This is a genomic window from Methanosarcina hadiensis (genome assembly GCF_046529725.1).
GTDB lineage: Archaea > Halobacteriota > Methanosarcinia > Methanosarcinales > Methanosarcinaceae > Methanosarcina > Methanosarcina hadiensis.
Genome location: NZ_CP136241.1, coordinates 760,305 through 782,508, shown reverse-complemented (window position 1 = coordinate 782,508; position 22,204 = coordinate 760,305). Strand labels below are relative to the sequence as shown.

Sequence of the window (22,204 nt, the reverse complement as noted above, 5' to 3'; positions counted from 1 at the left end):
GTTAGGGAACTTTGCTATAAAAAAATGAGAATTTTAACGAAAGAGAATGTAAAACCTATAGAAATATTACAGATTTCCTAGAGGAACATTAGAAAGTAACTCCAAAAGAATTAAACAATGTATTTAAGGCATCTTAACTTCACCCCTTCGGCCAGTCGCGGTTCTACTTCCCGCCATTCTGCATACTTAGCCTCTAATTCTTCCTGACTTTTGTCGTCAAGATCAAAGATCTCATCCCAGAGGTCCATAATTTGGCTTTCTATCTCTTCTTTTGTATGCATTGTCTTCTCCCCAATTCATTAGATCTTTTTATAAGGGCACTCCTGTTAACTCCTTCAGTAGCTTTTTTTCTTTCAGCTGTCAAGCCAGTTTTTCGATTATTATTAAGGAATCAATAATACTTTTATGTGTTCAAAAGATAAATTTGTCGTGGGGAAGAAACTCAGATATTCCCGGTCCTTATCGAGAATTTTTCATTCCAGGGTCCGGTTGAAGATTTCACGATCTAGAGATTCTGTCGTGGACCGGGTTGGTGCAGATCAGAGACTAACAAACAGCAAATGGGGAGAGGGGAGCAGCGGGCGCGGGAAATATATTTTTACAGAAATAATTGGACCACATATTTTAGATATTCTGCCTTATCTCTTCCGAAGATAATCGAAGATTCCAGTGTCAGTCAATCAAATCTCATACAAATTAAGTTGTTCAAAAAAATCACTTAAAATTAAAGGTGCTCTAACAATTCCTCAAGTGAAACGTCGGCCTGTTTCAGGATTGCATTTAATGTAGATTTTTTAATAGGATCATGAAGTGGTACAGTGACCAAGTTTGATTCTCTTTGCAAAATTGCGTGACTCCCTTTCTGCCTTACAACTACAAAACCCATTTTTCCGAGAGCTTTTATAACCTTTTTTCCGGAAGTTGAGGGCAATTTAGCCAACTGAAACCTCCACAGTAGCGATTTCTCCCAGTACCTGAGCCTGTTCTCTTGTTACTTCAAGAACAAGCTGGATAGCTTCCTTAATGTTTTCAAGCGCCTCTTCTTTAGTATCTCCTTCGCTGATAGCGGCAGGAATTTCGAGGCACTGGGCGGTATAGCCTCCTTCCTCAGATTCTTCAAGTTTAATTGTGAACCGCATAAAGAATAATTAGTAATTTTGATATTTAATATACTCTGCCTCTGATGATTTTAGCGGTGTAAATAAACGGCAGGTAAGGTCAGAGGGAAGCAGCAAGCACCATAATCTGATGAAAGCAGACCTAGGAAAACCTATTATCAGCTATCTTAACTTCTACCCCTTTCCCCCCTAAAAAATCAACACACCTTTACATCCTTTCTTTTTCCTTATTCAGCGCATCAATTCTTGCCTGTATCTCATCCTTCTGCTGCCTGTACCTGACTTTGATTTCCTTAACCTCTTTGTAGATAAGCATGCTTTCGTCACTTATTCCTGTCATTGCCTCTATATGTATTATGAGTTCATCTACCCCTTCGTCTAGTAGCGGTTCAACCTTCCGCCATTCCGCATACTTAATATACAGTTCTTCTTTGCTTTTGTCTTCAAGGTCAAAGATCTCATCCCAGAGGTCCATAATTTCGCTGTCTATATCTTCTTTTGTAGGCATTGTTTTCTCCCCAATTCATTAGATCTTATTATAAAGGCACTCCTGTTAACTCCTTCAGTAGCTTTTTTCTATCAGCTGTCAAGTCAGTTTTTCAACTATTATTAAGGAATCAATAGTATTTTTATTTGTTCAAAAGATAAATTTATCGTGGGGGAGAATCTCAGATATTTCCGGTACTATCAAGAATTTTCCATTCTGGGGTCCGGTTTGAGAATTTCATGATTTAGGAATTTTATCGCGGATCGATTTGGTGCAGGATCAGAAATTGATAAGAGGTAGGTGGGGAGAGAGGGGAGCATGAGGCGCAGAAAATATAATAAAAAGGTAATATTTTTGATAAAATTGCTGACCGTTAGTAACTAAACAGGGAAAATATAATAAGAATTAATACAGTATGTCTGAAGTCATTATTTTTCAGGATCTGATATCTTTGGGTGAGAAAACAAATCTGCCTTGTTTTGAAAATGTTCTTAGTCAGGCAGTCAAGTACTTCTACCGATGTGAAAAATGTACTTATTCTGATCTTGAGGAGACACTGATTGATGACTTCAAGATAAGAAACGATTTTCAGCAAGAAAAATTAAAGGCAAAAATCCTTGAGTTTAAAAATGAAATGTACTGGGTTTTTAAGTACCTGAAATTGATTCAATTTATTCAATTAGATCCTGAAGGGTTTATTTCAATCAGCTCAAAAGGAAGGGACTTTTTAAGTAAATATCCACCTGAAAAGGGCCAGCTGGAGAATATTGATTATCTTGTAAGCATAAAGGACTATTTTGTCTCTTTTGACTTAGAACTCGACCCGATTGTTGTCCCTTATAATAAGTTCATACAATTTAGTGATGAAAAAAAAGCAAAAAAAACGTTAACCAGTTTCTTTTGTTCTAAAGACTATGATATACAGGACTTTATCTGGAATAAAATTGGAAGGTTTGAAGACAGGTCAATTTGCAGGTCTTATCTCATACTTGACAGGAAGAATAGTGATGATGAAAACTTCTATATTCTTGGATTTTTCTCGCTGGCTTTGAAAATATTGACTGTAGACCAGGAAAAATTAACCCGAAAGCAAAAAAAGGATATGAATCTCTTGAGAGATCAGGATGGAATCCCTTCTTATTTTATTGCTCAATTAGGCAAAAATGATATGTTTAAGTATAATTTTAAGGGGAAATACCTGCTTGATGAAGCTGTCAATATTGTTTATGAATGTATAGAGATGCTTGGAGGAAATATAGTCTGGCTTGAAGCAAATAAAGAAACTGACTACGTTTTGCGTTTTTACAAAAATAATGGCTTCATAGAATTACAATCTGAAGTTCAAGAGGATAAAGTGGAAAGAATTCAGTTAGTTAAATATTTAAATACTGAGTGATTGGGATAGGATAAATTAATATGGATTATAACTATACTATAGTGTAGTAAGAAGAAAATAGACCGGACAGTTATACTAAAAACATTATTTGCAGCAAGTATAATTATACACTCAAAGGCAATAAATACAAAATTAAATGGATTGATTAATATGGCTTCAAGATATCTGGAACAGAACTCTTTACATATATCAGACCCTGTTGCCATTAATAAGTTACACTCATTATTTGAAAAAAATGAAAAGTCCAAACCTCCTGTATCTCGCTTTAGAAAATCCGATAAGGAAGTAATGGACTTCTTAAAAGGTAATTAACTTTACATAAGACATTCTCTTTTTTAAAGTCTCTATGGAAATATTTCATCTCTTGTTCTATCACATTAAACCTGCATTTGTTATAACTAGCAGTAAACTGATAAGAAAGAAACCTAAAGATCCTCTTAGTTTCTATGAATTGAAAAGCACGATGTAATTTTTTGAACTTATGAACAAGCCACAACATTATCCAATAGTGTTTGAACAAGCAATAATATTCTGAGTAACTTATGGATTTTAAATCTTCTTTAAATCTTCTTCCTGAAAACAGACCTGCAAACAGTAAACGAGAAAGTTAACACAGCTATAAATAAAATCATTGGAATATGATTTGTATCTGAAAGACGAGGCCAGTCAATGCGAGAGTTTACTGTCATTATCGAACAGGACGAAGACGGAATTTACGTAGCTTCCGTGCCTGAACTTCCGGGATGTCATACGCAGGCAAAGACGCTTGACGAGTTAAACAGGAGAATAAAAGAAGCAATTGAGCTTTACCTTGAGGTTGAAGCCGAAGAGGGAGAAAAGGAACATCTTGATTTTGTTGGGATACAGAAGGTCAAAGTTGAGGTTTAAATGGATAAAATAGTACCTCTTCCCAGCAAAAAAGTCATAAAAGCACTTGAAAGTATGGGTTTTGTGCAGATAAGACAAAAAGGTAGTCACCTTTTTTATGGCATCCAGATGGAAGAACAACTATAATCCCTGTACATCCCACAGATAAGATCGGAAAAGGAATGATCAATAAGATAATCAAAGATGCAAAAATTACGCGGGATAAATGGATTGAACTTATAAAAAGCCTGATTGTTTTCTAACGGCTGGGACTCGGATAAGCTTGCAAATGGCGCAAAAAGAGGAGGAGGCCGGATGAGGCAAGAATCTCTGGTAACTAAGTACGATTACGATTTCGAAAATGACAGTATTTTCTTTTACGGAAGCAACAAGAAGTACAGGCCTTCCATAGATCTGGATGGAATAATCCTTGATATTAGTGAAGACAACCAGATCATGGCTATTGAGATCCTTGACGCTTCAAACAGGTTTAACCTTGCAAAAGAGGATTTGAGGAACATAAAATACTTTGAAGCTCGCATTGAAGTTAGCGAAGAGAATATAAGACTTACAATGAAAATGAGTGTCAATAAGAAAAATAAACTGGTTGACAAAGGTCTTGATGCTCTCGGGCTGAACAGCATGAACCTTCCTATAAGTACTCAGGGGATAGCACTTAGTTGTTAATTTGCTTTTCAGGAAAAATGAAGGCAATTTAGCCAAATGAAACCTCTACCGTTGTAGTAAAAACCTGTCCGGCAGTCGGGATCTGGGCATTTTCGTCCTCAAGGTAGAGTTCAATTGCTTCCTTCAGGCTCTCGATGGCTTCTTCAATTGTTTCTCCCTGGCTTGCAATGTCAAGCTCCGACACCAGGAAACATACCATTTTCCTTCCTTCTGAACTACAGCTGAAAATCTGTACGTTCCTTCCATAATTAAGAAATCTCTGCATTGTTATAAAATGTTTATCTTGCCGATGCCGGCTTGAAAATTCTGACATGGATTAGTCTTTTTCCATGAGGTTTTTAGAGGAGACTCACAGGAGACTTGAACTTGCCTGGGGTTGAGAAAAGGATGTCATCTGGTTTGAAAAATATATTTCTCAAGAAATACACTTCTAAAGAACTTGCCAGTGACAACCTTGCATTAAAAACAGATGAAAAAATAATACGATGTACTGAAGGTATCTTAACTTCCACCCCTCTCTCCCTAAAAAAAATCAACACACCTTTACATCCTTTCTTTTTCCTTATTCAGCTCATCAATTCTTGCCTGTATCTCATCCTTCTGCTGCTTATACCTGATTTTGATTCCCTTAACCTCTCTGTAAATAAGCATGCTTTCGTCACTGATTCCTGTCATTGCCTCTATATGAATTACGAGTTCATCTACCCCTTCGTCCAGTCGCGGTTCTACTTCCCGCCATTCTGCATACTTATTATTCAGTTCTTTTTTGCTTTTGTCTTCAAGGTCAAAGATCTCATCCCAGAGGTCCATAATCTGGCTGTCTATCTCTTCTTTTGTAGGCATTGTATTCTCCCCAATTCATTAGATCTTATTATAACGGCACTCCTGTTAACTCCTTCAGTAGCTTTTTTTCTTTCAGTTGTCAGGCCGGTATTCTCAACCGGTGCCAGTAAAATTAATATTATTTTATTTGTTCAAAAGATAAATTTATCGTGTGGGAGAATCTTAAATATTGCCGATCTTATCAAGATTATCTATTCCAGATCCGATTTGAGGATTTTATGATTTCCTGAAAAGGCGAACAGCGATAACATAAATCTTTGCCCCGGAGATCACAGCATCGGATTCGAAAAAGTAAATTGAGCAGTATTTTTTATATAACGAGCTGATAATAATCAATTAAGATAGTTACTTATATTCTATAATTCTATTTTACTTAGATTCTACAACTTAATTTGTAAATACGGAGGAAACAATTGTGGCAAAGCCAATTGAACTGGGGCTTGTTTTAGAGGGTGAGGACGCCAGGGAATTCTGGGAAAACGAGAAGAAACCTGCAACCAGACAACAAATAGAAATGTTTAAGCGGGCAAGGAAACTTGCAAGTACAGTCAGGTTGTAAGCGTGCAGCATAAAATACCGGATCTGGAACTTGTTACTTATTCGCTTTCTAAAAGAAATGATGTTTCATCTTTTTGCTGTGGAAACGCCGATCTTAACGATTTTTTAAAAAACGATGCCCTGATAAATCAAGAACAGCTAATCAACAAGACCTATGTCTGTTACTTTCAGGAACAATTGGTAGGGTATTTCACTTTAACTACTGATACCATACAGGTTAAATCAATCGATAACTCAGATTGTGTAGACGGGTTCCCATATTCAAAATACCCAGCCCTGAAACTTGCAAGATTAGCCACACACGAAAGTTTCGCGGGCAGGGGAGTGGGGTCGTATATGCTACACATTGCAATATATTTGACTCAAAAAGTATCGAATATCGCCGGATGCAGATATGTCACAGTCGACTCAAAACCAGAATCTGTGGGTTTTTACATAAAGCATGGTTTCAAACTTGTTAAAGGGTCGAGTAAGAAGGAATATCCCGTGCTCTATTTGAACATGCAGCCAATTGTAGAAGAGCTTGAGCCAATCGAATCTCTGGATCCATTTGTGTAACTGATTTTCTATTGCAGTTCAACTTTCTTTTATAAATAGTTCGGACACTCTTTTTTGCAATCTCAATATCATTACCATTATTGGACTGCCTTTTTGGTAACGCCAATAAAATTCTCAAGTAACCAAAAGGTAAAGTTCTACGATTTTTGAACAGTCAAATTTAAAAATATTATTGTTCAATGCACCTCAATGCACCTCTAAAAAAATATAATTTTACAGTAATTTTTAATATTTGATATAATTTGCCTCTGATGATTTTAGCGGTGTAAATAAACGGCAGACTTCCACCCCTTTTCCCTTAAAAAAATAAACCCCACATCCTTACATCCTTTCTTTCTCTTTATTCAACTCATCAATCTTTGCCTGTATCTCATCCTTCTGCTGCTTATACCTGACTTTGATCTCCTTAACCTCTCTGTAGAAAAACATACTTTCTTCGCTGATTCCTTTCATTGACTCTATATGTATTACGAGTTCATCTACTCCTTCGTCCAGTCGCGGTTCTACTTCCCGCCATTCTGCATACTTAAATTTCACGACTAGAGATTCTGTCGCGGATCGGGTTGGTTCAGGATCAAAAACTAAAAACGGGAGGTGGGGAAGAGGGGAGCAGCAGGCGCAGGAAATATAATAAAAAAGTGATATTTGGACAGTCTAGCTGATAACTTCTAACTCCTCATTATTCAGTAATTTTCCAGTGTCCACCTCTTGCAGGGCCAACTCTTCTGAGGAAGCCTTTTTTCTTCAAAGTGCTCAGGTTCTTCTGGACCGCAGATGGATTTATTCCAATTTTCTCAGCAAGTTCTGTTTTTGAAATCGACGGATTGGTTTGGACTAAAAACAGGATAATGCGCTGGCTTTCATTAATTTCAGACCACCTTTCAGACCACCTTTCAGACCACTTTTCTTCTACCTTTTCTTTGCTTTCCTCAAAATACCGCCTCTTAAACGTGACAATAAACTGAGTCCCAACCTCTTTAAAATCAGCGTCGGGTTCCATCTAGAGGATAAGACTTATTCCTCTGCCCCATTTTTCAATCCAGTGAATTTCATGGAAGATTTCAGCTATTAGCTCATTTCTTCGCTCAGAAACCATTTCCGTCTTGATCTGTTCGATGGTAAGTCCTCCATAAAGGAGACCTTTGTTTCTGATTTCCACGCGGTTTTTGAATACTGCTACATTTACAGAATCATATTCATAGTAGTCCCGGTGCAAAAGGCGTTTATTATGGCTTCTCTTATTGCTTCTTTTGAGATTTCAGGGACGTCGATTCTCTTCAGACCTTCAAGCCGCATTCCAATGTGGATGTTTTTAAGAATGTATTTTTCAGCCTCACCTATCAGGTAGAAGAGATCACCTGTATAGCCTTCCTGATACTTGCTGAGCATGGCGACTATAGAGATTACGGCAGGTTTCAATTGTGCAGTGGATTTTTTCAGTTCAAGGGTTTCGGATTCTTTCAGCTTAAAAAAAGGGTTCATATCAGGCCCTGAGAATAATTCTTCTGCTTTTAAGATAATATCGGCTCTGTAGAAAACCTATTAGAATCAGCTTCAAGAGGCTGAAATTATTATATAAAAATGAATCCGGTCTTCAGTTCAAATTGATGGAGATTTATTGTTTCAGAGGATTTCTACAGAGCCATAATATCCAAATGTTATAAAAGATACGAATTTTGAAAAATTTATGATGTTGAGAACTATATATTTCGCCTGCACAGACAATAAAAAGACCCATCCCAGTGCAAGATTTGACTGAATCTGCAACGCAGTGATTATGGGAGGGATTTATTTTACATTCCTATTAAATTTCCCTGTTCACCTGCGCAGCAGCTTTTCATTTGCAGTTAAAATCTCAACCCCAAGCTCGCTGAAGTCCTTGTCATGGGTTACAAAGACCAGACCTTTGGCGCGGCAGATCTCTGCAAAGAGGAGGTCATTGAAGTCGTATTTTCCTTGCTGGAAAAAACTCATGATTTCAGGGAGATCTATAACATTTAAGTTGGGATCGCAGGCGAGCGTGTTTCTGAGTATTTTTTTTACATTTGAAGCAATATCCTCGGCAACAGGTCGGAAGCTGATAGAATTCCTGAAATCCTTGAACCTTGAATAAGTTGTCTGCTGTTTGAACTCGATTCTTGAAAAGGCATTTATGAATTCCGAAATAATCATGCAGTTTATATAAATCGTGCCGTTTGAGTTCCGGATTTCCCTCAAAGCTTTTGAATAAACAGCTGACTTCTGGTCAGGCCAGCCTATAGGGCCATAAATATAGAGCCAGATATTGGTATCAAAGAAATAACCCTTTTCTGGAGGAAAGTCGTAGGTTTCTATGGAATGGATAGGAGCCGGGCTTGGTTTTACAGGCAGAGTTTTTCCAGGGCGGAGCCTCACACTGCGCCTTACCGGATAAACCGTTGCGCGGTGGGCACTCTTACGCATCCTCTCCCCCTATCACATCCCTGAGAGCTTTCCTGCAGGAATAAGCATGTTCAAAATAGCCTTTTGCACGCTCCATCACCCTCTTGAGAACGATCTCGTCTTCAGGGTCAAGGTCTATAAAAGAAAGGTTTTTCTCAATCAGGTCAGCGTGGAAGGTTCCGTAAAGCTGTCCCACAGCCGCATTTAAAAAGGCAGGCGTAAGTTCATTAGTCTCTGCAAAAGAGAGCTCTACCTTACTGTTTTTTTGAAAGGCAACTGTAATCCTGTCATGCACTTTCTGTCCATCGCAGGCTGCAACGCAGCAATTGATTCCTGCAGTCTCAATAATTTTTATTTTTACCTTCTCTTCTTCAGACTTCCCCATTTAAGCACTCCCTGAATGTATACCTTTTTCGGTTTTTTTCAGTAAGCTCAACCATTCCTGCCTTAACTTCTGCCAATAATAGTTTTAACGGTTTAGTCGGCTTTTTTCTTGAAAAACAGCCAGCCCTTATCCTCTTTTCCATACTTTGTTTTTATCAGTACATAATCTCCTTCAAGCTGTTTCCCATGAAGCGTTACAATGATTTCTTTCTCGTTACTTTTCAAAAGCTCAAAAATACCTCTGTCCCATATTTCAACCTTGCCGGCTCCGTACTGTCCTTCAGGGATTTCCCCTTCAAAGTTGGCGTACCCGAGCGGGTGGTCTTCGGTTTCGATGGCAAGCCTTTTGGTACCGGCGTTTCTCGGAGGCTCTTTAGGGACTGCCCAGCTTTTAAGGACGCCATCCATCTCCAGGCGAAAATCATAATGCAGATTGGTTGCATCGTGGCGCTGAACAACAAAAATAGGTTTACCGGAGCTTATTTCTTCCCCGCTAGCGGGAGGTTCTGAGGTCTTTTCAAAATCCCTTTTCTTCGCATATTCTTCAAGCATGGAAGATCAATAGAAAATATGGCAGCGCCGGGTATAAATGGTTATGCGGTAAAGCTTGGGAAAAGGATAGGAAAAGAAGGCAAGCAAAAAGAATACAGGAATATAATAAAAAATAATAAAAATAAAAAGCTATGAAAATATCAACTAAATTGCTTGCCAGCTGTTTTATTAAACTATTTTTCTTTCATTTTCTGGCAAGTGCATAATCCCCGTAGATCTTCAAAAATTCCTTATCGGTTTGCAGGAGTACTGTCTCAAACATGGCAACATGGATCTTTTCCTGCCTTGCGATATCAAGCAGAATTATACGGATTTCCTCGTTTTTTGTAAGGTTTGACATCTGCTCATAGAGATTTATGGCATCCAGTTCTGCAATCATTGCGGCTCTCAGAATTTCCTTATCAAGGTCTTTCTGGCTGGTATTTTCAAGGTCTGCAAGTGTTTCCGAAAACAGGTTTTTACCCCCTGTAACTATGCCCTGTAAGAGTATGGAAATGCAAACTTAATGTCTCTTTCTATTAACCGCTTACAAAAGCAAATCCGAATTCATTAACAAATGCAAATCCGAATTCATTAACAAATGCAAATCCGAATTCGTTAATGCAAATACAGGCAAATAAATACAGGTAAAAGATTTTCTAAATATCTGAATAAGTTTTCATTGCTTACCATGAATAAATTTTCATTAGTCTACTGTTCTTCTTTTAACAGGATGAACTCTCCAATTATATCATATCTGCTTTTCAAAATACAGCCTCAGGAGAAGAATATAATATCTATATACCAAACGAGTTCAGTAAAAAATTAATTATGTTAGAAAAACACTTATACATAAATTTCATAAACTAAGTATATGAATTAAGATTGAAAAGGGGTTTACTGGGGAATATTAATTATGCTGATAGATATCGAAGGTTCGCTTGCTATTAGTAAACAGTATAAAAATTAATATTCGGATATATGGTTACCGATCCAGTTGCGCCGTACTATATTTCAATTAACTAAACAAATCCACCCGAGGCCGAGAAATTTTGAAAAAAATAAATTCCCTCCTGCTTTCATTTATATTTTTATTTTCGCACCTATCCGTCAGCCCTGGGCTTGTCGCCGGAAGTGCCGAAAGCTTCGAACCGCCCGTAAATAATACATCAATTTTAGACTCTGCAATTGAAGAGGCTCCTCTGAACCCCGAATTTTTGGATCCCGGACAATCAGATTCCATAGAGCCGATTTCACCTTCGGACTATGGACACGCTTCAGGCCCGGGGTATACCCCTCCTCCGGTAGATATACCAGCACTTTCTGTTCCTGAGGAAAAACTTCTGCTACGTGTAACCGGTTCGGAATTTCCTTCAACCTATGACCTGCGCGAAGAGGGAAGATTAACTTCAGTAAAAAACCAGGGAAATACCGGAAGCTGCTGGGCATTTTCAAGCCTTGCATCCCTTGAATCTTACATTTTGGGGACAGAAGGAGAAAATAGAGACTTTTCCGAAAATAACATGAAAAACCTTGTTACAAGATACTATGCCGACGGTTTTGATCTTACAACCGATGACGGAGGAAATTCCTTCATATCCATGGCATATCTTACCCGCTGGTCAGGACCGGTCAACGAATCTGAAGATCCTTTTAATGTAAGCTCGACTTACTCTCCGACCGGACTTGCCGTACAAAAACATATTCAGGAAGTATTTGTATTGCCAGGGAGAACAGGACCTCTGGATAATGATCTAATTAAAGAGGCACTTTTGGACTACGGGGCAGTATTCTCTACAATATGCTGGAACCAGCTGGATTACCAGGATAGAAACTACACTTACAGATATACAGGTTCAAGCTCTGCCAATCATGCGATAACTATCGTAGGCTGGAACGACTCCTTTGACAGGAACAGGTTCAAACAGGTTCCTTCAGGAGACGGGGCTTTTATAGTAAAAAACAGCTGGGGTCAATCCTGGGGAGAAGCTGGATATTTCTATATTTCTTACTATGATACCAAGCTTGGATATAATGAAAATGCAGTTTTTACAGCTTCAGAAAAGGATAACTTTGACTACAATTATCAGTACGACCCTCTCGGATGGATAGCTCAAATCGGCCTTCCAGAAGTAAATACATTAACCGCCTGGGGTAGTAACGTATTTACTTCTGAAAGAAATGAAAAACTGGATGCCGTAGGATTCTATACTACAGACCTTAACACGGGTTATGAGGTTTATGTTTACAAAAACCCGAGAAACGGTCCGGTTAGTTCACCAGAAAATTATGTTATAAAAGAAACCGGCGCCTGTAAATTTCCTGGATACCATACCCACCTGCTAAATTCTTCAGTAAACCTGAGCTCAGGTGAGAAATTTTCAGTAGTTATAAAATTTACCAATCCTTCATATATTTACCCTCTTGCAGTTGAGAAGCCGTACTCAGGTTACAGCAGTAATGCACAGGCAAGTTCAGGGGAAAGCTATGTGAGTAAGGATGGAAACAGCTGGCAGGACCTTACAACGGCATCCGGTCACTCGGAAACGAACCTCTGTATTAAAGCGTTCACAACTGTAAATGAGCTTCCAGAAGCCGGATTCTCTTCAGATATTACCAGCTGGGTTTCTCCTCTTACTGTCCAGTTCACAGACCTTTCAACAGGTGCCTTTTCCTGGGAATGGGATTTTAACGGGGACGGAATTATAGACTCGACGAACCGGAATCCGGTTTATACCTATACTTCCTATGGAGACTATAATGTCTCATTGAATGTCAGCAACAGAATAGGCTCTGACTCAGAGGTTAAGAGCCATTACATAACAGTAATACCGCTTTCGATATTCTCTGCAAATCCCACCGGAGCTGTTACAACCTATGAAGGAGAAGGGCAGGCATTCAATATCAGCACAAACCATAACGCCACTATAAACTGGTACCTTAATGGAACGAAGAAACTTACAGAATCCGGTGTTAAAACGAGTTCGTATTCTAACAACACCCTCTCTCCAGGCACATATAATGTTACCGTACTTGCCACAGCAGGGAACGAAAGAGTTACGCGAACCTGGATATGGACAGTCCTTGACTGGAATCCCTGGGACGATTCGACTTCTCCGGAAGGCAAGAATATAAGTACGGAAGAACTCCAGGAAGCAATACATATCTATGAAAACAATCTTCCAATCCCGGTAACAGGAGTGGAACTAACAGGCGGAAGGCTCTTAGAACTGATAAGAATCTGGAAAGAAGGAGCTGTGGACTGAAAAAGGGATATGAGATTTATGACAAACGGGAAACAAATACAAGTTTTCCGTTAATTTTTTGGATTCCATCCTTTATTTTTTTGATTTTTAGTTTTTGATTTTTAGTTTTTGATTTTTAGTTTTTATTTTCTTATTTTTATTTCCTATCTTTATTTTCTTATTTTTATTTCCTATCTTTATTTCCTATCTTTATTTCCTATCTTTATTTCCTATCTTTATTTCCTATCTTTATTTCCTATCTTTATTTCCTATCTTTATTTCCTATCTTTATTTCCTATCTTTATTTTGTTTATTTTCGATTCCTTTTGTTTTTGCTTATCTTTGCTTTTTGCTTATTGCTTTTCCCTTGCCAGAGTCTGTTCGACTCCTTCCCCTATCTTAACGTTCATGAGGAAATCGTCGATTGTTGCAAGAAGAGAACCGATCTTCTCAGAGTGAAAATGTACAGCAACCCTCTCATCGCTTATCTCGCTTTCCATGCTTCTCAGATTATCAGGGGAAAGAGCTTTCAGGATTCTGGCTGCGGAATTTCTTGACTCAGGGTCAGGAAACTCGATGGTGCCTGTGATTTTCATAATTGCAACTCCACTTTTTACGACTATAACTCTATGTTTTTAAGCTAATTCTGCGCCTTTGTTTCTTTTAACTTTTTGCTTCGTTTTCATTGCTCAGCTCTCTGCCGCTTACTTTCAGGCTTAATTTTACTTTTCATATCTATTTTTACTTTTTTGCTTTCCCACCTGCGTTTTTCCAGAGTTGCTCTCCAATTATCCGGTCTGCGATACTGAGGAATTCTTCCGCACTTCCCGGAGGGATCGAAGCTCCGGAAGCAACACTGTGCCCGCCTCCGTTTCCGCCTACTGCACCTGCGGCTTCCCTTAGGGCAAAGGCAAGGTCAAGCCCTTTTGAAACGAGTTCGCGCGTACCCCTTGCAGAAACCTTTAAAATTCCCTCGGACTCATTTACACAGATGAAAGGAAGCTCGGGATGGAGATATCTGACCATGGTTGTTGCAAGGTTTCCTGTAGACAGGGCTTCAACCGTTTTGATGTACCAGAGATTTTCTCCTTTGCGAATATTTTCCACGCTTTTCCTGATGTCAGTAACAAGGTTTTTTTCGTGCTCTTTTGTAAGGGAAAGAGCCTCGTCAAGGATAGCTGAGTCTTTCAGGCAGAGAGAAAGCGCAAGCCCGTAAACTTTTTGCTTCCCGCAGGCATCGAGTATGGAAATAAAATCATAAACATTGCGGACAAGCTCCCGGTTAAGCAGGAAAGCCTCTCCAATGACAGCTTCAATTGCTTCAGAGCTTGCCTGTTTGACAAGCTTAAGGGCAACAGCATTTGCAAGTTTAGAGTTCTTTTCTTCAGAAAGGTTTTCAATGTTTCCGGAAAGCCCGAGCTGATTTATGAATTCTGCTGCTTTTTCAGGACAGCCGGTTACGTCAAGGAAAGGCTCCGTGCTGTATGCAAGCACATCTACAAGGTTTCCATCCCCTACTTTCAGCCCTTTTCTGATGGACACGACTCCAGATTTTAAAGCCTCTTCAAGAATAAAGGCATTTGCAGTCCTGAAAAGCTGCCTGTCTCCGACTGCCCCTGCAATTGCAAGCCCGGCAAGGTCAGTATTTCCTGTCCCAAGCTCTCTGGCTACGAGGTAGCATGTACCTGAAGCAGAGATATCCGTTGCCCCATCTATTCCAACTATATGGGCATTTACCACAACTTTTGCAGGCGACTGCCCAACTGGCTGATGATGATCGAGTATCACAACGTCAGAAGCTACCTTCCCAATCAGCCCCGAGTGCCCGCTGCCCATATCACAGAAAATGACAAGGTCTCTTTGAGAGATGCTTTTGTTTACTTCTTCAATTACAGCCTCATCCAGCTTTGCTACTATCGAAAGCTGGAAAGGGATCCCTGCTCTAAGCAGAGCCTGGGCCATGATCCCGGCTGAAGTCAGCCCGTCAGCATCGTTATGTGAAACTACGCGTACAAAATTATGCTTCCTTATTTTATCGGCTGCATTTTTTGCAAGATTTATCAGTTTTTCAAGCTCGCTCAAAGCCTATCACTCATAAAATTTAATATCCGGTGAAAAGACAGGTACAGAGATCAATATATTACAGGGATCAATTAAAAATTTAGCTGCCAGCTCACAGAGATGCCGTCTATACTGGCTTGATAATATAAAATACTTAATGCAGAGGCAACAGAACAAAGAGAGGAGTACAATAAGAATTGTTGAGTTAAGATAGGATAACACGGTAAAAAATGACCAAATAAGTTTCAGAAGATATAAGTTAGTCGAGTGGTAGGTTGTATGCTGGTGGTGAAGTAGTTGTTGGTTGTCTTTCTTCTCGAAAAGACAGAAAACGGGTTGGGCTGAAAGCCATATCAATTATAACCGGATTATTTTCTTTCAAAATTAATCCTGCATCGTTACTCATTATTATCATCCCATATTAAACCGCGTTTTCCACACCTGGGAGCACGTAAACTATTTTCAGTTATCATCCACTTTATATGATTTATCAGGTGATTGAAAGGAAGGTTATGGGTCCACTTATAGTGTATCTCATCGACAATGTTTTTCAGCAAACGGATAGTACATTTTATATGTTCTCTTCTTATGCTGTCGTTCAGGAAGCTGGGGTCATCCGCCTCAAAGTTCCATAGTATCCACTCATCAGTAACAGGATATCTTTTCGTTGACAGCAATTTCAGCTCACAAACTAAATCCAGGCTAGGGGTTTTTTCAAGCTCCTCAGTTACAGCCCTTAACTTTTTTAAGTTAGCAAGTTTGGTTTCTTCACTTACTGCCATTTTTAATCTCCAGATTCCTGACAAAAACTCTTAACTCTAACCATTTGTAATAGTTTCCTGCATGGACATTACCTAATTTGTAAACATGCCTATCAGGAGCTCTTCTCATACACCCTTATCAAGTTGTATTCTCTGGCATATATACCCTGAACTCGTATTCAGTTTGTCAAAATTCTGCCCAGCGTAAAGGTTTTCTTACTGTAATTTAAAAGCCATTTATAAAATAGCAAAGAATAAATCCAGAATGAAAAGAAACAGAAAAGAAACGGATCCTCTCTCAAATACATGGAAAATTTCACAGGGGTCAACTTAATTAATAAGAAAATCCATAATAAGAAAAGCGACAGGGCGCCCTGCCAGCCTGGCACATCAGTAGTGTAGCGGTCATCACCGGGCGTTGCCAACGCTCGAACCCGGGTTCGAATCCCGGCTGATGTATATCTTTTTATAAAAAGAGTATATCTGTCCCTTGATAAGGTCGCTTTCTTTTTTCTTTCTTTCGCTGATCTTTTGTTTTTCTTCGATTTACAACCACAAAATAGTCCTTTTAGTGATCTCACTGCTAAAAACTATACTTTAGTCCCTTTGATCTCAGATCATTCTATAACTTTATAACTTAAAAATTAGTCCCCTTGAGCGAAGCAGAGCGAGCGAAAAGGACAGCGTACTGTTGCGATTACATCGCAACTCCCGTGTAATCTATGATTTCATGTGATCCCGAAACGCAACTCGGGCGAGGCGGAATCGGGTGGAAAAAAGAGGAAAAGCAGCCTTAAGCTGCTTTAAGCCGAAAATTTATTTGGCATTAAAATCTTTTTCTCAGTACGAAGTATGCAGCTCCAATTGTTCCCAGGAAAACGGTACATTCAAACCCGGGCATGGAACGCCAGCCTCCGCTTGAAGATTTATTGGTTTCGGATGCTATATTGTTTTCAGGTTCTTCAGTAGAAACAGGCTCGATATCTTTTGAACCGGATTCTTTGCTCTCTGCAACAATCACAAAGGGTCCGAAACCAGGGGTCTTGGCTTCATAATACACGTAAGTGCTGTTGCTTTCATCCAGTTTCCTGGTTTCGAGTTTTTTCCATGCCTTGTCATAATACCAGAGGTTGAGAGAATCTTTGTCATTCGTGTCAACCCCGTTTTTCTCAAGCCATGCTTTTTCTACTCTAAAGCCGACTACAGCATTTTTGATGTTGTCGGAATTTGCGATTCCTCCAGAACCTACCCAGATATTTACATTCTTATAAACTGTGCCTTCAGGCAGGCTCGAGACCAGCTTTGATTGGCCTTTAAGCATTTCGACAGTGGTGGTGATTTTCCCGAGAGTCTTTTTGGCGTCAAACTCCACATATCTTATACAGGTCACTCCATTTGGAAAATCAAACCTTACATGTGTTCCGTTGGTAACGTACGATTGGGACAGTTCTTTGGCTTCAACATTTTTCTGAGGCTCGGGTGAACCTCCGGCTCCGCCGCCTGAACTGCTGCTTGAGCCACCGCCCCCTCCTCCGCCACCGCTGGAGGTTGATCCTACTTTAATAGAAGAACTGGAAGGAAGGACAGCGAATTCATTTTTGTCGATATCTCTTAAAATACCTGCAAACTGGTAAGTACCGGAAGATTCGGGAGCTTTAAGAGTATAGCTGAAACTTTTTTCAGTCATAAGGAGGAAAGAAACCTTATTGCCGTTTACGGTTACAGCTTTTTCCGGAAGGGTAGAGTTAATGTATGTAAAACCTGAAGGAAGTTTTTCAAGCACCTGTCCTGCTGCGCCATAATCAGCTACTTTGACAGTTACCTGAAACACTTCGTTAGTTTTGACTGAAGAAGGAAGAACCCTTTCTGCACTGCCTGCACAGGCCGGAACTGCAAATAAGGTCAGCAGCAGAAGCAACGCAAAAGCAATTTTGAACTCAGGATGTTTCATATTTTACCCCACCCGTCATCATAGTAAATATCCAGAATTGCGTATTTGATCCCGCTGGAGATCTTACTGTCGCTTACAATGTTTTTGATTTCTTCGGCAGAGAAGCTTTTATCAGCCCCTCCGTATCTTGTTGTAAGTTCATTTTTATTGACCGCAGTGATCAAAATATCATTTGTAGCTTTATTTCCGAAATTATCCGTAGCCGCAAGCGTGAATTTGAATTCCCCTGCCAGGATGCTGTTAACGTTGCAGGTGTAAATGCCTCCGTTTCCAGGTGTCACTGAGACTACGCCTCCACCAATAGGGGTAAGATCGAGGGTTACTGACATAATTCCAGATGCTTTATCCGAAATTTTTGCGGTAACAGTTGAATAATCCTTTCCGTCATTCAGGATGTATACAGGGGATACAGAGCAGCTTTCTATAACCGGAGGTATAAAATCCCCGGTAAAAGGAAGATCCAGAGTTTCTGGTGCAGCGCCATGCCTGTATGTTGCAGTAACAGGCGATTCCACGAGACCCAGCTTGAAGATTATTTTCTTTCCATTATCTTCTTCGGAACCCGAGACTCCAATTTCATATTTTCCTGCTTCATTGACTACATTACTGCCAACAAGTTTTGAGTCCATATAAGCCGAAATTGTAATTCCTGCCGGTACATCTGCGCCTTCTGTAATCAATTTTCCTTTGAATATGCAGGGAAGCGAAGGAATAGTATCGCTAGCAGATGCAACCGGAGCAAGGGATATGCCTAGCAAAAGAATACCCAGGCAGGCTATAATTTTTAAGTGTTTGTCCTTGATGGTCATCATATCACCTTGAGATTTTTTACATTACCCGAAAAAACCCTAATAATAAACCTTCAGGGCTTCCTTTTCGATTCCCTCCAGAATTCTAATCCGAAAGTAAGCAGAACGACGCCCGCAACCGCATAAATAATCTGGAAACCTGAAGTACTGGCCGTTTTAGAAGATCCTTCAGTTTCTTTAACTTCTGCCTTATCACCTGTACTTTCCGGTACAGTTTTCTCCGGGACTGCTACTTCCGGTTGAGTGACTGCACCATTTTCGATGACCTCTCCGTCCTCTTTAGCGTCTTCAGATTCTGTCAATGATCCAGAACCCGAATTTGAGGTTGAGCTCTTAGAACTTCCGGAGTCTCCCGCATCACCGATAGACAATTTGACAGATGAGACCACTTTTCCTGGTCCCCATGCAAAACTCTTACCCGTATCCTCCTCATTAATTGTAAAAGTAACAGGTTTTCCTTCATCTTCGGTTTCTCCAGGAATAAGTAAATTGAAACTTCCTTCGGGGGTATTTATGAGATATTTTTCTACATATTCTCCGTCAAGATAAGCTGCAATAACAGTGTCATTAGGAGCAGGGGAGCCGTCAATAAGGGCAACTCCCTGCACTGTCATGGGGAGAGGAGGGACGCCCTCAGCCATACCCGGATGGGCAGCTGTTATGAAAAATAACATCAGTACAGCTGTTCCTAATAAACTATTTTTCAATGTTTTGTTCATGATTTTCCTCCAATTGTTATGCAAACAAAAAAAGAAAAAATGCCTTCAGCCTGAAATGGCTGAAAAGCGATTTGTTTTTAAATTTGACCTTTCACTCGAATTCAGACAGTATTATTAATGTAGAACTCTACACTTTCTACAGATGCGTAAGTACCGTCTTCCTTCATGAAGACCCAGTATCCCTGACCTGGAACCATAACGCCGCTAGATTCAAGTGCTTCTACCGGGTACGGAGTTTCATCAGATTGGGAAACCAGATCCAGGATTCCGAGCGAAATTGTCCCACCCCAGCCTTCATTTTGTGAATAAGTGATCAGGTTGGAGAACTTATACTCAGCACCAAGAAGACCCTGTAATGAACCTAGAGTCTGAGGCCAGCCCACAGGCTGCGTGGAAGTGTGCCCTATCATCTGCCAGCCGGAAGCGAGGTAAAGAGAAGGAGGCACATCAGGGCTTGCACTGTCAATCGGCATTGGCTTGAACTTTACATTGTTCTCGCAAGCTTTCGGAGTGTAGACCCAGTAACCCTTACATGGTTCAATAGTCTTCGGGAATTCCCAGCAGCTGCCGTTCCAGTAAATTACCGTGCTATCTTTTCCAAAGACTGAGCATGCGTCAGCATTAAATGTAGCCAGCCTCTTTGGTACGGACTTCAGGTTCCAGCCTTCATTAAGTGCGATATCCATATCCTCGTATGTGTGAACTGGTCCGCATACGGCAAAACAGTCGGCATAATTGCCAGCTCTATCCAGGGCGATAACTGCAACCCAGTAGTCTTTACCGTAAACAAGAGGTTCTCCACGATATGTTGAAATGTTCATGCACAGAGATTTACCTTTTTCAATCTCATAGATGGAACTGTAAGGTACTGCCACTTCCATTTCCTTAATGGATGAAGGCTTGCTGTCGCTGATGAAAACAACATATGGCAAATTATAGGGTAGACCTGCTCCGTCATGGAGGTCTTTTTCGGTGTTTTTATCCCAGCAAACGTACAGTCCAGGCTCATCATACGTATAGTACCATGTGGTATCACTGAGAGCATCGGTAACAGTCAGGTTTGCCACAGCAGCCGGGGCAACGCTATCAACAGAGAAGTGAAGCGGATTGGGTTCATAGACAGTTCCCGCACAGTCTGTGATGCGTACAGTCCAGGGTATGTTAACCCCATCAGATACTTTTGCACTCACAGAATATTCGCCAACCCCGTCTTCATCAATAAAGAGGGTGCCGTTCTTTACTTTAGTTTCATTGATAATCAGTTCGTAACTAAAGGGAAGACCTGCTCCTCCCGAAACACTGAAGTTAAAGTCCGGGTTTCCAGAAACGAATTCTCCATTCGGGGAAATAAGCTCGACTTTAAGCCCATTGTTGTTCACGTAGAAGTTCCTGACTTTACCTGAACAGTTGTTTTCAGATCTATCCTCTGCATAAACAGACCAGTTGTGAGCTCCATCATTAAGAGAAATGTTTTGAATGTTTATGTAATCCCCTGAAGTCATATACCCGGAACAGTTGTCCCCGGAATAGTCAATACCATTGATGCCATTGAAAGGCTTTCCATCGATATGCAGTTCATAATATAACTCCATGTTATATTTTTCACATATAGTGTCCTGGCATGTGAAATTGAAAGACAGGGGACTCTTTGGAGTACAGATAAAGAAATCTTCCGGAGAAACAAGCGTTACATATGGGTCCTTGGTATCCACATACAGGTCAAAGGATTTTTCAGGGACATACTTATTTCCTGCATCATCCTGAAGCTCGATTCTCCATGGATAATAGCCATCAGCCAGTTCGGGCTCATACTTTACATATCCGTTAGAATTTACAGTTCCGGTTTTCTTCTGGGTATTGTTGATATAGATGGTGTAAGCGATTGTATTGTCAAGTTTATCGAAAGCACTGAACTCGAAAGTTACATATTTTTTGTTGACAAAATCGGAGACTGGCTGGATTCTCTTGAATCTCGGAGCTTCGTTGTCAATTACAAAGGCATCAGTATCAGTTTTTTCGATTAAGCCATTTGCACTTACCCCAGAAACAGTTACGTCTACTGCATCGTTAATGTCTGCCGGGACTATGTAATCAAAAGACCAGACAGTGTCACTGATATTGCTCATGTTGTAGGAAGCGGGAGTTACAACACTGTTTCCAACAACGGCCACCGCACTGAAGACGGGCTCGCTGAAGGTTGCAGTTATCTTTACAACATCTCCCATTCTGAAATGGCCTGTTTCGTTGTATGCAATACTAACGCTAGGCCCGGTCGCTAAAACCAGTTCATCTTCTGTATTTTCTGATTCTCCAATCGCACATGCTGTCCCCGCTAGGAGGGATATGATCAGCAGTACGCTGAATAGTATTAACTTTTGTTTCATGTTCTGCACCTAGATTCCGCACATGTTTAATTATAGCTCAATTTTAACGTGATTATTATTTCATTGTCAATAACATTTTAAAGTTGTGAGTTGTAGCAGATTCCAGCTAAATAGAATACAATCCCATAAACAGTCTATTAATCTTAAGAACTAAAGAGCAATCAAAAATAAACAAAATAAGACTGTATTAGTCTGCAATTTATACATTGCGAAGCTTCTCTGCTCTTCACCCCCTGAACGAAATTATCCGGTTGACATAGTGTTTATTAATTGATAAGAAAGCCAGCACCTCTCTGAAATCCTTTCGAAAGAAGCACGGTAGCTTTTCCTCTGAGCAGCAAGCATTGACCCCATTAATTCTTGTGCAGCAGGGGAACTTTGAATCAACCCCGTTTTCATTACCTTACTGACTGAACAGTCAGGT

General features: G+C 40.0%; 28 protein-coding genes, 1 tRNA gene and 1 pseudogene. 8 read left to right on the top strand and 22 right to left on the bottom strand.

Going from position 1 to position 22,204, the window contains the following annotated elements:
* Nucleotides 1-110: 110 nt before the first annotated feature.
* The 4 genes from RSJ42_RS03505 to RSJ42_RS03490 all read right to left on the bottom strand — a co-directional run bounded on the left by RSJ42_RS03505 (nt 111) and on the right by RSJ42_RS03490 (nt 1,626).
* Nucleotides 111-281, bottom strand: coding sequence for a hypothetical protein (locus RSJ42_RS03505; protein ID WP_410509319.1), 171 nt, complete (start codon nt 279-281; stop codon nt 111-113).
* Nucleotides 282-724: 443 nt separating this feature from the next.
* Entirely contained in the window at nt 725-940 is a 216-nt protein-coding gene (locus RSJ42_RS03500; protein ID WP_410509318.1) for a type II toxin-antitoxin system HicA family toxin, read from the bottom strand.
* Nucleotides 933-1,139 carry a type II toxin-antitoxin system HicB family antitoxin gene (locus tag RSJ42_RS03495; protein WP_048138429.1) on the bottom strand — a complete coding sequence of 69 codons (207 nt, stop codon included), beginning with the start codon at nt 1,137-1,139 and terminating at the stop codon, nt 933-935. The genes RSJ42_RS03500 and RSJ42_RS03495 overlap by 8 nt, the downstream gene beginning before the upstream one ends.
* A gap of 187 nt (nt 1,140-1,326) precedes the next feature.
* A complete protein-coding gene (locus RSJ42_RS03490) occupies nt 1,327-1,626 on the bottom strand; it encodes a hypothetical protein (RefSeq protein ID WP_410509317.1) in 300 nt (99 codons plus the stop codon).
* A gap of 394 nt (nt 1,627-2,020) precedes the next feature.
* Here RSJ42_RS03490 and RSJ42_RS03485 point away from each other — a divergent pair, with 394 nt between their 5' ends.
* From RSJ42_RS03485 to RSJ42_RS03470, 4 genes and pseudogenes are all read left to right on the top strand, one after another.
* Complete coding sequence (locus RSJ42_RS03485) at nt 2,021-3,001, top strand: winged helix-turn-helix domain-containing protein (RefSeq protein WP_410509316.1); 981 nt, start codon at nt 2,021-2,023, stop codon at nt 2,999-3,001.
* A gap of 669 nt (nt 3,002-3,670) precedes the next feature.
* On the top strand, nt 3,671-3,889 hold the full coding sequence (locus RSJ42_RS03480) for a type II toxin-antitoxin system HicB family antitoxin (protein ID WP_410509315.1): 219 nt from the start codon (nt 3,671-3,673) through the stop codon (nt 3,887-3,889).
* Nucleotides 3,890-4,131: pseudogene (locus RSJ42_RS03475) on the top strand (type II toxin-antitoxin system HicA family toxin).
* A gap of 52 nt (nt 4,132-4,183) precedes the next feature.
* The gene (locus RSJ42_RS03470; protein ID WP_410509314.1) at nt 4,184-4,555 is read left to right on the top strand and encodes a DUF2283 domain-containing protein; all 372 of its coding nucleotides are present in this window, start codon (nt 4,184-4,186) and stop codon (nt 4,553-4,555) included.
* Nucleotides 4,556-4,583: 28 nt separating this feature from the next.
* Here RSJ42_RS03470 and RSJ42_RS03465 read toward each other — a convergent pair whose 3' ends face one another.
* Both RSJ42_RS03465 and RSJ42_RS03460 read right to left on the bottom strand, forming a co-directional pair.
* Nucleotides 4,584-4,754: a type II toxin-antitoxin system HicB family antitoxin gene (locus tag RSJ42_RS03465; RefSeq protein ID WP_410509313.1), complete on the bottom strand. Its 171-nt coding sequence runs from the start codon at nt 4,752-4,754 to the stop codon at nt 4,584-4,586.
* A gap of 344 nt (nt 4,755-5,098) precedes the next feature.
* Entirely contained in the window at nt 5,099-5,398 is a 300-nt protein-coding gene (locus tag RSJ42_RS03460; protein WP_410509312.1) for a hypothetical protein, read from the bottom strand.
* Between the two features lie 415 nt (nt 5,399-5,813).
* Here RSJ42_RS03460 and RSJ42_RS03455 point away from each other — a divergent pair, with 415 nt between their 5' ends.
* Both RSJ42_RS03455 and RSJ42_RS03450 read left to right on the top strand, forming a co-directional pair.
* A complete protein-coding gene (locus RSJ42_RS03455; RefSeq protein WP_164477373.1) occupies nt 5,814-5,957 on the top strand; it encodes a hypothetical protein in 144 nt (47 codons plus the stop codon).
* Nucleotides 5,958-5,959: 2 nt separating this feature from the next.
* The gene (locus tag RSJ42_RS03450; RefSeq protein ID WP_410509311.1) at nt 5,960-6,514 is read left to right on the top strand and encodes a GNAT family N-acetyltransferase; all 555 of its coding nucleotides are present in this window, start codon (nt 5,960-5,962) and stop codon (nt 6,512-6,514) included.
* Between the two features lie 321 nt (nt 6,515-6,835).
* On the opposite strand, the gene RSJ42_RS03445 is transcribed toward RSJ42_RS03450, so the two are convergent.
* From RSJ42_RS03445 to RSJ42_RS03410, 8 genes are all read right to left on the bottom strand, one after another.
* Nucleotides 6,836-7,051, bottom strand: a complete 216-nt coding sequence (locus tag RSJ42_RS03445) for a hypothetical protein (protein WP_410509310.1) — start codon at nt 7,049-7,051, stop codon at nt 6,836-6,838.
* Nucleotides 7,052-7,193: 142 nt separating this feature from the next.
* Nucleotides 7,194-7,514 (bottom strand): winged helix-turn-helix domain-containing protein, encoded by a 321-nt coding sequence (locus RSJ42_RS03440; RefSeq protein WP_410509309.1) that lies wholly within the window; start codon nt 7,512-7,514, stop codon nt 7,194-7,196.
* Nucleotides 7,515-7,673, bottom strand: coding sequence for an ATP-binding protein (locus RSJ42_RS03435; RefSeq protein WP_410509308.1), 159 nt, complete (start codon nt 7,671-7,673; stop codon nt 7,515-7,517).
* A gap of 23 nt (nt 7,674-7,696) precedes the next feature.
* The gene (locus RSJ42_RS03430) at nt 7,697-7,996 is read right to left on the bottom strand and encodes a hypothetical protein (RefSeq protein ID WP_410509307.1); all 300 of its coding nucleotides are present in this window, start codon (nt 7,994-7,996) and stop codon (nt 7,697-7,699) included.
* 336 nt (nt 7,997-8,332) lie between these two features.
* Entirely contained in the window at nt 8,333-8,956 is a 624-nt protein-coding gene (locus RSJ42_RS03425; RefSeq protein ID WP_410509306.1) for a type II toxin-antitoxin system VapC family toxin, read from the bottom strand.
* Nucleotides 8,949-9,320 (bottom strand): STAS-like domain-containing protein, encoded by a 372-nt coding sequence (locus tag RSJ42_RS03420; RefSeq protein ID WP_410509305.1) that lies wholly within the window; start codon nt 9,318-9,320, stop codon nt 8,949-8,951. The genes RSJ42_RS03425 and RSJ42_RS03420 overlap by 8 nt, the downstream gene beginning before the upstream one ends.
* Before the next feature lie 92 nt (nt 9,321-9,412).
* Entirely contained in the window at nt 9,413-9,871 is a 459-nt protein-coding gene (locus tag RSJ42_RS03415) for a DNA polymerase ligase N-terminal domain-containing protein (protein ID WP_410509304.1), read from the bottom strand.
* Nucleotides 9,872-10,055: 184 nt separating this feature from the next.
* A complete protein-coding gene (locus RSJ42_RS03410; RefSeq protein ID WP_410510307.1) occupies nt 10,056-10,325 on the bottom strand; it encodes a ferritin family protein in 270 nt (89 codons plus the stop codon).
* 577 nt (nt 10,326-10,902) lie between these two features.
* Here RSJ42_RS03410 and RSJ42_RS03405 point away from each other — a divergent pair.
* Entirely contained in the window at nt 10,903-13,116 is a 2,214-nt protein-coding gene (locus RSJ42_RS03405; RefSeq protein WP_410509303.1) for a lectin like domain-containing protein, read from the top strand.
* 332 nt (nt 13,117-13,448) lie between these two features.
* On the opposite strand, the gene RSJ42_RS03400 is transcribed toward RSJ42_RS03405, so the two are convergent.
* The 4 genes from RSJ42_RS03400 to RSJ42_RS03385 all read right to left on the bottom strand — a co-directional run bounded on the left by RSJ42_RS03400 (nt 13,449) and on the right by RSJ42_RS03385 (nt 15,938).
* Nucleotides 13,449-13,691 carry a KEOPS complex subunit Pcc1 gene (locus RSJ42_RS03400; RefSeq protein ID WP_410509302.1) on the bottom strand — a complete coding sequence of 81 codons (243 nt, stop codon included), beginning with the start codon at nt 13,689-13,691 and terminating at the stop codon, nt 13,449-13,451.
* Nucleotides 13,692-13,836: 145 nt separating this feature from the next.
* Nucleotides 13,837-15,177, bottom strand: a complete 1,341-nt coding sequence (locus RSJ42_RS03395; RefSeq protein ID WP_410509301.1) for a DHHA1 domain-containing protein — start codon at nt 15,175-15,177, stop codon at nt 13,837-13,839.
* 238 nt (nt 15,178-15,415) lie between these two features.
* The gene (locus RSJ42_RS03390) at nt 15,416-15,562 is read right to left on the bottom strand and encodes a hypothetical protein (protein WP_410509300.1); all 147 of its coding nucleotides are present in this window, start codon (nt 15,560-15,562) and stop codon (nt 15,416-15,418) included.
* Entirely contained in the window at nt 15,555-15,938 is a 384-nt protein-coding gene (locus tag RSJ42_RS03385) for a hypothetical protein (RefSeq protein ID WP_410509299.1), read from the bottom strand. The genes RSJ42_RS03390 and RSJ42_RS03385 overlap by 8 nt, the downstream gene beginning before the upstream one ends.
* A gap of 366 nt (nt 15,939-16,304) precedes the next feature.
* On the opposite strand from RSJ42_RS03385, the gene RSJ42_RS03380 reads away from it, so the two are divergent.
* A tRNA-Gly gene (locus RSJ42_RS03380) sits at nt 16,305-16,376 on the top strand.
* A gap of 367 nt (nt 16,377-16,743) precedes the next feature.
* Here the strand turns inward: RSJ42_RS03380 and RSJ42_RS03375 are convergent.
* From RSJ42_RS03375 to RSJ42_RS03360, 4 genes are all read right to left on the bottom strand, one after another.
* Complete coding sequence (locus RSJ42_RS03375) at nt 16,744-17,868, bottom strand: PGF-pre-PGF domain-containing protein (protein ID WP_410509298.1); 1,125 nt, start codon at nt 17,866-17,868, stop codon at nt 16,744-16,746.
* Nucleotides 17,865-18,680: a hypothetical protein gene (locus RSJ42_RS03370; RefSeq protein WP_410509297.1), complete on the bottom strand. Its 816-nt coding sequence runs from the start codon at nt 18,678-18,680 to the stop codon at nt 17,865-17,867. The genes RSJ42_RS03375 and RSJ42_RS03370 overlap by 4 nt, the downstream gene beginning before the upstream one ends.
* Before the next feature lie 50 nt (nt 18,681-18,730).
* Entirely contained in the window at nt 18,731-19,396 is a 666-nt protein-coding gene (locus RSJ42_RS03365; protein ID WP_410509296.1) for a hypothetical protein, read from the bottom strand.
* Between the two features lie 101 nt (nt 19,397-19,497).
* Nucleotides 19,498-21,780 carry a hypothetical protein gene (locus tag RSJ42_RS03360; protein WP_410509295.1) on the bottom strand — a complete coding sequence of 761 codons (2,283 nt, stop codon included), beginning with the start codon at nt 21,778-21,780 and terminating at the stop codon, nt 19,498-19,500.
* Nucleotides 21,781-22,204: the final 424 nt, after the last annotated feature.